Annotated in this window: 7 protein-coding genes; 1 reads left to right on the plus strand and 6 read right to left on the minus strand. The window is 73.3% G+C overall.

What is annotated here, in order from left to right; translation table 11 throughout:
* Positions 1-82 precede the first annotated feature (82 nt).
* The 4 genes from J1M41_RS04430 to J1M41_RS04445 are packed head-to-tail and all read right to left on the minus strand — an operon-like array spanning position 83 to position 4,539.
* On the minus strand, positions 83-1,270 hold the full coding sequence (locus tag J1M41_RS04430) for an enoyl-CoA hydratase/isomerase family protein (RefSeq protein WP_206451229.1): 1,188 nt from the start codon (positions 1,268-1,270) through the stop codon (positions 83-85).
* Positions 1,267-2,064 (minus strand): enoyl-CoA hydratase, encoded by a 798-nt coding sequence (locus tag J1M41_RS04435; RefSeq protein ID WP_036316152.1) that lies wholly within the window; start codon positions 2,062-2,064, stop codon positions 1,267-1,269. The genes J1M41_RS04430 and J1M41_RS04435 overlap by 4 nt, the downstream gene beginning before the upstream one ends.
* Positions 2,061-2,978, minus strand: coding sequence for a 3-hydroxyisobutyrate dehydrogenase (gene mmsB / locus J1M41_RS04440; RefSeq protein ID WP_206451230.1), 918 nt, complete (start codon positions 2,976-2,978; stop codon positions 2,061-2,063). The genes J1M41_RS04435 and mmsB overlap by 4 nt, the downstream gene beginning before the upstream one ends.
* Positions 2,979-3,012: 34 nt before the next feature.
* Entirely contained in the window at positions 3,013-4,539 is a 1,527-nt protein-coding gene (locus J1M41_RS04445; RefSeq protein ID WP_206451231.1) for a CoA-acylating methylmalonate-semialdehyde dehydrogenase, read from the minus strand.
* 179 nt (positions 4,540-4,718) lie between these two features.
* Between J1M41_RS04445 and J1M41_RS04450 the strand changes: the two genes are divergently transcribed.
* Positions 4,719-5,492, plus strand: coding sequence for an SDR family NAD(P)-dependent oxidoreductase (locus J1M41_RS04450; RefSeq protein ID WP_070708774.1), 774 nt, complete (start codon positions 4,719-4,721; stop codon positions 5,490-5,492).
* A 29-nt stretch (positions 5,493-5,521) separates the two neighbouring features.
* Here J1M41_RS04450 and J1M41_RS04455 read toward each other — a convergent pair whose 3' ends face one another.
* Positions 5,522-6,079, minus strand: a complete 558-nt coding sequence (locus J1M41_RS04455; protein ID WP_206451232.1) for a MarR family winged helix-turn-helix transcriptional regulator — start codon at positions 6,077-6,079, stop codon at positions 5,522-5,524.
* Positions 6,080-6,157: 78 nt separating this feature from the next.
* On the minus strand, positions 6,158-7,911 hold a 1,754-nt coding region (locus tag J1M41_RS04460; protein WP_241247728.1), incomplete at its 5' end, for an AMP-binding protein.

Consider the following 7,911-nt stretch of genomic DNA (forward strand, 5'->3'; position numbering starts at 1 on the left):
GGGGGCCTGCCCGGTCGCCCGCACAGCACGGCGCCCCGCGGTCACCGCACGTGACCACGGGGCGCAGTCCGTCGGGGCGGGCTCAGCCGAGCTGCAGCGGGTCCACCCCGGACACGGGCTCGAAGTGCCCGGCCACGTCCTCGGCCGAGACGTCCTCGAGCCGGGCCGGGCTCCACGTCGGATCCTTGTCCTTGTCCACGAGCAGCGCGCGGATGCCCTCGGCCATGTCCGGCTCGCGCATCAGGTGGGTGGCGATCGTGAACTCCTGGCGCAGTGCGTCGGCCACGGTCAGGTCCGCTCCGCGCGCGGCCAGCCGGCGCTGGGCCTCGTGGGCCACGGCGACGGCGGTCGGGGACTTGGTGCGGATGGCCTCGGCGGCCTGCCCCGCGGCCTCGGCGTGCTCCCCGCCCGCGGCGGCGCGCTCGTCCAGGGCGGCGAGGACCTCGGCGGCCGTCTCCCGGTCGTAGACGTCCTCGATCCACTCCCGGCCGGCCACCAGCGCGGAGGCGGGCTGTGCGTCCTCGGCCACCGCGAACCGGGCCAGCACCTCGTCGGCGGCGGCGAAGGCGGCCTCGTCGCGCGCGCCCGCGTCCGCGGCCGGGCCGAGGGCGCCGAACGCCGCGGCGAGGGCCTGCTCGAGCTCGTCCAGCCGGGCGGACTCCACGAAGACGTCCGCCAGGCCCAGGGCCACCGCGTCGGAACCGGAGGCGTGCGCCGAGGTCGCGGCCAGGTGCCGGCCCGCCTGGAAGGGTGCGCGGGCGAGGTGGAAGGAGCCGCCGACGTCGGGGGTGAACCCGATCGCCGTCTCGGGCATGCCGGCGCGCGTCCGCTCGGTGGCCACGCGGTGCGAGCCGTGCGCGGACACGCCTATGCCGCCGCCCAGGACGACGCCGTCCATGAAGGCCACGTACGGCTTGGGGTAGGCGGCGATGCGCTCGTTCATCGCGTACTCGTCGCGGAAGAACTCCTCGGCCTCCGCGAACCGCCCCGCCAAGAGGGAGGCGCGCAGGGAGACGACGTCGCCGCCCGCGCACAGTCCCCTCTCCCCGGCACCGCGGATCAGCACGCCGCGCACGGCGGGGTCCGCGGCCCAGTCGGTCAGGGCCGCGTCGATCGCCCGGACCATGTCCTGCGTCAGCGCGTTCAGGGCGCGCGGACGGTTCAGCGTGATGCGGCCGAGGCCGTCGCGGACCTCGAGGAGCACCTCGTCCGCCGCGCCGTCCTGCCCGGCCGCGGGGGCCGTCGTCGCCGTGGTCTGCGCGTCGCTCATCGGTGCTGCCACCCCGCCTCGCGCTTAGCCGTGAACGCGTCCATGCCCTCCTTCTGGTCCGCCGTGGCGAACGCGGAGTGGAACACGCGGCGCTCGAAGGCGATGCCCTGGGCAAGCGTGGTCTCGAACGCGGCGTTGACGGCCTCCTTGGCCATCCAGGAGGCCGGCTTGGACTTGGACGCGATGGTCGCGGCCACCTCCAGCGCCTCCTCGAGGGCCTTCTCGTCGGCCACCACGCGGGAGACGAGCCCGATGCGCTCGGCCTCCTCGGCCCCGATCATGCGGCCGGTGAGGATCATGTCCATGGCCTTCGCCTTGCCCACGGCGCGGGTCAGGCGCTGGGAGCCGCCCATGCCGGGGATGACGCCGAGGTTGATCTCGGGCTGGCCGAACTTCGCGCCCTCGCCGGCCACGAGCACATCGGCCATCATGGCCAGCTCGCAGCCGCCGCCGAGGGCGTAGCCGGTCACGCACGCCACGATGGGGGTGCGGGCACGGGTGAGCCCGTCCCAGCCGGCGAACCAGTCGGCCGCGTACATCTCGGAGAACTCCTTGGTGGCCATCTCCTTGATGTCCGCGCCGGCGGCGAACGCCTTGGGGGAGCCGGAGAGCAGGATCGCCCCGATCTCCGGGTCGGTGTCCAGCTCCTGCACCGCCGCGACGACGGCACGCATCGTCGCCTCGTTCAGCGCATTCAGGGCCTTCGGCCGGTTCAGGCGGATATGGCCGACCCGGCCCTGCCGCTCCACGATGATCGGCGACTCGGCGCCGTCCGGGGTGGTCTGCTCGCTCATGCCTCGCTCCTGTCCGTGTGTGATGCTCGGATGTCCTCGATGATGCCGGAAAAGTCGCGGGCGGCGCCTTCTCCGGCGGCGTACTCGGCGTATTTGGCCTGCGCGAGGCGGCCCAGGTCGGCCGCCACGCCCTGCTCGTCCAGGGCCGCGAGCGCGAGCCCGAGGTCCTTGGCCATCAGGGCGCCGGCGAAGCCGGGCTGGAAGTCCCGGTTCGCGGGGGAGCCGGGGACAGGGCCGGGCACCGGGCAGTTGGTGGTCAGGGACCAGCACTGCCCGGAGGCCTTGCTCATCACGTCGTACAGGGCCTGGTGCTGCAGGCCCAGGCGCTCGCCCAGGACGAAGGCCTCGGCGACGGCGATCTGCGTGACCCCCAGCACCATGTTGTTGCAGATCTTCACGGCCTGGCCCAGGCCGGCGGCCCCGCAGTGCACGATCCGCGCGCCCATGACCTCGAGCAGCGGCAGCACCTCGGCGTACACCTCGTCCGAGGCGCCCACCATGAAGGCGAGGGTGCCGGCCTCGGCGCCCACCTGGCCGCCCGAGACCGGCGCGTCGGCCGCCCGCATGCCCGCCGCCTCCGCCGCCGCGGCCGCCTCGCGGGCCTCGGCGACGTCGATGGTCGAGCAGTCCAGGAACACGGTGCCGGGGCGGGCGGCGGCGAGCAGGCCGCCGTCGCCGTCCTCACCCCGGTAGACGTCCAGCACCAGGCGTCCGTGGGGGAGCATGGTCAGCACGACGTCGGCCTCCGCGGCCGCCGCGGCCGTGTCCGTGACGGTCTCGACGCCGGCCGCGCGGGCCTTCTCGAGGGCCTCGGGGACGAGGTCGAAGCCGAGCACGCGGTGACCCGCGGCGGCGAGGTTGGCGGCCATGGGGCCGCCCATGTGGCCGAGGCCGAGGAACAGAACGGTGGTCATGGGGTCCTCCTGGTCAGGACGGGCTGCGGGGCGGTCAGGAGCCGGCCGGCATCACGAAGCTGGCGCCCTCGCGCACGCCGGAGGGCCAGCGCGTGGTGACGGTCTTCGTCTTGGTGTAGAACTTCAGCCCGTCCGTGCCGTGCTGGTTCAGGTCGCCGAAGCCGGAGGCCTTCCAGCCGCCGAAGGTGTAGTAGGCGATCGGCACGGGGATCGGCACGTTCACGCCGACCATGCCGGTGTCCACGCGGGTGGAGAAGTCGCGGGCGGCGTCGCCGTCGCGGGTGAAGATGGCCACGCCGTTGCCGAACTCGTGCTCGTTCACGAGCGTGAGCGCCTCCTCGTAGTCCTTCGCGCGGACCACGGAGAGCACCGGGCCGAAGATCTCCTCGCGGTAGATGCTCATCTCCGGGGTGACGCGGTCGAACAGGGTGGCGCCCACGTAGAAGCCGTCCTCGTGGCCCTCGACGACGACGCCCCGGCCGTCCTCGACCAGGTCGGCGCCCGCCTCGACGCCGGCCGCGATGTAGCCCTCGATGCGCTCCTTCGCGTCCTTCGAGACGACGGGGCCGAAGTCCGAGGACGCCTCGAGCGACGGGCCGACCCTGAGGTCCTTCACGCGCTCGCGGAGCAGCGCGATCAGGCGGTCGGCGGTCTCCTCGCCGACCGGGACGGCCACGGAGATCGCCATGCAGCGCTCGCCGGCGGAGCCGAAGGCGGCGCCGACCAGGGCGGCGGCGGTCATCTCGAGGTCCGCGTCCGGCATGACCACGGCGTGGTTCTTGGCCCCGCCGAAGCACTGCGCGCGCTTGCCCATGCGGCCGGCGTGGGCGTAGATGGACTGCGCGATCGGGGTGGAGCCGACGAAGCCGACGGCCTTGACGCGCGGGTCCTCGATGAGCGCGTCCACGGCGGCCTTGTCGCCGTGCACCACGTTGAGGGCGCCGGCGGGCATGCCGGCCTCGAGGGCCAGCTCGGCCAGGCGCACCGGGACGGAGGGGTCGCGCTCGGAGGGCTTGAGGACGAAGGCGTTGCCCGCCGCCAGGGCGATGCCGGCCTTCCACAGCGGGATCATCGCCGGGAAGTTGAAGGGCGTGATGCCCACGGCCACGCCGAGCGGCTGGCGCATGGAGTGCACGTCGATGCCGGTGCCCGCGTCGGCGGTGAACTCACCCTTGAGCAGGTGCGGGGCGCCCGCGGCGAACTCCACGACCTCGATGCCGCGCTGGATGTCGCCCTTGGCGTCCGGGAAGGTCTTGCCGTGCTCCTGGGCGAGCACGGTGGCCAGCTCGTCCATGTTCTCGTTGATCAGGTCGACCCAGCGCAGCAGGATGCGGCCGCGGCGCTGCGGATTCAGCGTCGACCACGCTGCGAAGCCCTCCTCGGCGGAGGCCAGGGCGGCGTCGATCTCCTCGGCGGAGGCCAGCGCCACGCGGCCCGCCACGCGGCCCGTGGCCGGGTGGTAGACGTCGCTGTGCCGACCGGAGGCGCCCTCGCGCCGCTCGCCGTGCACGAAGTGGGGGATCACGGGGGCGGTCTCGGTGGGCGCGGTCTTCTCGGACATGGGGGCTCCTCGCGGGTCCAGGCGGAAGGCGGACGCCGGGCGGCGCCGCCCACGGCGGGCGGGGCGGGCCCGGCCGTGCGTGTGATCTGGGTTACTCGTCCGCTAATCTAGGATGAGAACGTAGGACATGCAACTATCGAAATCGGGGGGTATCCCGAGGAGGAAGGGAGGGTCCGCCCATGGACCTGTCGAACCAGAGCGCGATCGTCACCGGCGGGGCCTCGGGCCTCGGCCATGCCACCGCCCGCCGCCTGGCAGACGCGGGCGCCGCCGTCGTGGTGGTGGACCTGCCGGACCGCGAGGGCGAGACCGTCCGCGCGGACGCTGTGGCCGCCCTCGGTCCCCGTGCGCGCTTCGTGACGGGCGACGTCACCGCCGAGGACACCGCCCGGGAGGCCGTGGCCGCCGCGCTGGAGGCCGGGCCGCTGCGGGTGCTGGTCAACTGCGCCGGGGTGGCGACGCCGGGCAAGCTCGTGGGTCGCGACGGGCCGCTGTCCGCCGAGGTGCTGAGCCGGGTTCTGGCGATCAACGCGGTCGGCACCGTGTCGATGATGGCCCAGGCCGCCGCCGCGATGAAGGCGCAGGAGCCGCTCGGCGAGGACCGCGGCGTCATCGTCAATACCGCCTCCGTGGCGGCCTACGACGGGCAGATCGGCCAGATCGCGTACTCCGCCTCCAAGGGCGCCGTGGTCGCGCTGACCCTGCCCGCGGCCCGCGAGCTCGCCTCCTCGCAGATCCGCGTGGTCACGATCGCCCCCGGTCTGATGGAGACGCCCATGATGGCCGGCCTGCCCGAGGCCGCCCGCGAGGCGCTGTCCACCAAGACCCCGCATCCGGCCCGCCTCGGCCGGCCCGAGGACTACGCGCTGCTCGTCGAGCAGATCGTGTCCAACCCGTTCCTCAACGGCGAGGTCATCCGGCTCGACGGCGCCGTGCGCCTCGAGCCCCGCTGAGCCGGACGGTCCGGAGGCCGGGGAGCGCGTCAGGAGGAGGTGTGCTCCGCCGTCGCGGGTGCACCGGCGTCGGGGCCGTCGGCCTCGAAGTCACCGGCCTGGGCGCGGAACCGGCCGAGGACGTCGATGAGGGTGTCCACGTCCGCCGGATCGAAGCCGGAGCGGCCGAAGACCTCGGCGTTGAGCGTCTCCGTGGCGGCGACGGCGACGCGCCGGCCCTCGTCCGTGAGGGCGAGCACGAGCGCGCGGCGGTCCGACTCGTGGGGGGTGCGCTCCACCAGCCCGGCGGCCTCGAGCCGGTCCACCGCATTGGTCACCGAAGTGGGGTGGACCTGCAGGAGCGCGGACGCCTTGGACATCCGCATCCGCTTCTCGCGCGAGAAGTTCAGCAGCGCCAGCAGCTCGTACCGCGCGAAGGTGAGCCCGTAGGGCTTGAGCGCGGCCTGCGCCCGACCCAGCAGGATCTGCTGGGCCCGCATGATCGAGGTGATGGCGGCCATCGGGCGGGCGACGTCACCCCATCCGTGACGCTCCCAGTTCCGGGCGGCCTCCCGGATGGGGTCCTGGGCGAGGGGTGGCTTCTTCATGGCGCTCCAGACTAGCGGCGCACCGGGGGTCCCCCGCCACCGCCGGACACGGACGGGGCGGTGGCGGGGAACGGCCGGTCAGCGCTGCAGGTCCAGGTCCTCCTCCCGGAACTCGGTGCCGTAGCCGTCCGGAGCGGCGCCCGTCTGGGCGCGCTCGACCTCGGCCTTGCGCAGCTCCACGCGGCGGATCTTGCCCGAGATGGTCTTCGGCAGCTCGAGGAACTCGATGCGCCGGATGCGCTTGTACGGGGGCAGCTGGGTGAGCGTGAACTGCAGGATCGCCCGGGCGGTCTCCGCGGTGGGCTCATGGCCCGGGGCGAGGGTGACGAAGGCCTTCGGCACGGCCAGGCGCAGCTCGTCCGGGGTGGGGACGATCGCGCCCTCCATCACGGCCGGGTGCTTGACCAGCACCGACTCCAGCTCGAACGGGGACACCTTGTAGTCCGAGGACTTGAAGACGTCGTCCGCGCGGCCCACATAGGTCAGCACGCCGTTCTCGTCGCGGCGGGCGATGTCACCGGTGTGGAACACGCCGTCGCGGAACACCTCGTCCGTCTTCTCCTGGTTGCCGTAGTAGGACTTCAGCAGGCCCACCGGACGCGGGTCCAGGCGCAGGCAGATCTCGCCCTCCTCGGCCTCCTGGCCCGTGAGCGGGTCGAGCAGGGTGACGTCCATGCCGGGCAGCGGGCGGCCCATGGAGCCGATGACGACCTTCTGCCCCGGGGTGTTGGCGATCTGCAGGGTGGTCTCGGTCATCCCGAAGCCGTCGCGGATCGTGGTGCCCCACGCCTTGTGCACCTGGTCGATCACCTCGGCGTTGAGCGGCTCGCCCGCGGAGATGGTCTTGGTCGGCGGGGTCGTCAGCTGCGCCAGGTCCGCCTTGATGAGCATGCGCCACACGGTGGGCGGGGCGCAGAAGCTCGTGACGCCGTAGCGCGCCATGTTGGCCATCAGGGCCGCGGGGTCGAACTTGCGGGCGTTGTGCACGAAGATCGTGGCCTCCGCGATCCACGGGGCGAAGAAGTTGGACCACGCGTGCTTGGCCCAGCCCGGGGAGGCCACGTTGAGGTGCACGTCGCCCGGCTCCAGACCGATCCAGTAGAGCGTCGTGAGGTGGCCGACCGGGTACGAGGTGTGGGTGTGCTCCACGAGCTTCGGCTTCGAGGTGGTGCCCGAGGTGAAGTAGAAGAGCAGCGTCTCGTCGGCGGGGGTCGGCTCGGCCGGGGTCAGCTCGGTGGCGGCGTCGTCGGCGTCGTCGTAGGAGAGCACGGTGTGGCCGGCGACCTCGGGGGCGCGGCGCGCCGGGCCCTCCGCGAAGACGCCCGGCACGTGCACCAGGTGCAGGTCCTCGCCGACGCCGGCGAACTTGGCCAGGTCCTCGGCGCCGGCCACGGCCCACGCGGCGCCGGCGCGCGTCACGCGGTCCTCGAGGTCCCCGGAGGTCATCTGCGTGGTGGTGGGCACCATGACCACCCGCAGCTTGATGCAGGCGAGCATGAACTCCCACAGCTCCACCTGGTTGTTCAGCATCAGGATGAGGCGGTCGCCGCGGCGCAGGCCCTGCGCGGAGAGCCAGTTCGCCACCCGGCTGGAGGCCGCGGAGAGCTCGGCGAAGGTGCGTTCGGTGCTGCGCCCGTCGTCCTCGGCGATGATCAGCGCCGGCACGTCCGCGCGGGCCGGGTCCTGGGCCAGGCGGTCGAACCAGTCGAAGCCGAAGTTGAAGTGCTCGAAGCGGGGCCACTCGAACTCGGCGCGGGCGCGCTCATAGTCGGTCTGGCACTCGACCAGCAGGTCGCGGGCCGCGCGGAACACCTCCGTCGGTGACGGGGCGG

The organism is Micrococcus sp. KRD096 (assembly GCF_017168495.1).
Lineage (GTDB): Bacteria > Actinomycetota > Actinomycetes > Actinomycetales > Micrococcaceae > Micrococcus > Micrococcus luteus.

Bases quoted from the DNA above. Each gene is read 5' to 3' on its own strand.
- J1M41_RS04435 (WP_036316152.1), bottom strand. From the start codon at position 2,064: ATGAGCGAGCAGACCACCCCGGACGGCGCCGAGTCGCCGATCATCGTG.
- J1M41_RS04455 (WP_206451232.1), bottom strand. From the start codon at position 6,079: ATGAAGAAGCCACCCCTCGCCCAGGACCCCATCCGGGAGGCCGCCCGG.
- J1M41_RS04445 (WP_206451231.1), bottom strand. From the start codon at position 4,539: ATGTCCGAGAAGACCGCGCCCACCGAGACCGCCCCCGTGATCCCCCAC.
- J1M41_RS04430 (WP_206451229.1), bottom strand. From the start codon at position 1,270: ATGAGCGACGCGCAGACCACGGCGACGACGGCCCCCGCGGCCGGGCAG.
- J1M41_RS04450 (WP_070708774.1), top strand. From the start codon at position 4,719: ATGGACCTGTCGAACCAGAGCGCGATCGTCACCGGCGGGGCCTCGGGC.
- mmsB (WP_206451230.1), bottom strand. From the start codon at position 2,978: ATGACCACCGTTCTGTTCCTCGGCCTCGGCCACATGGGCGGCCCCATG.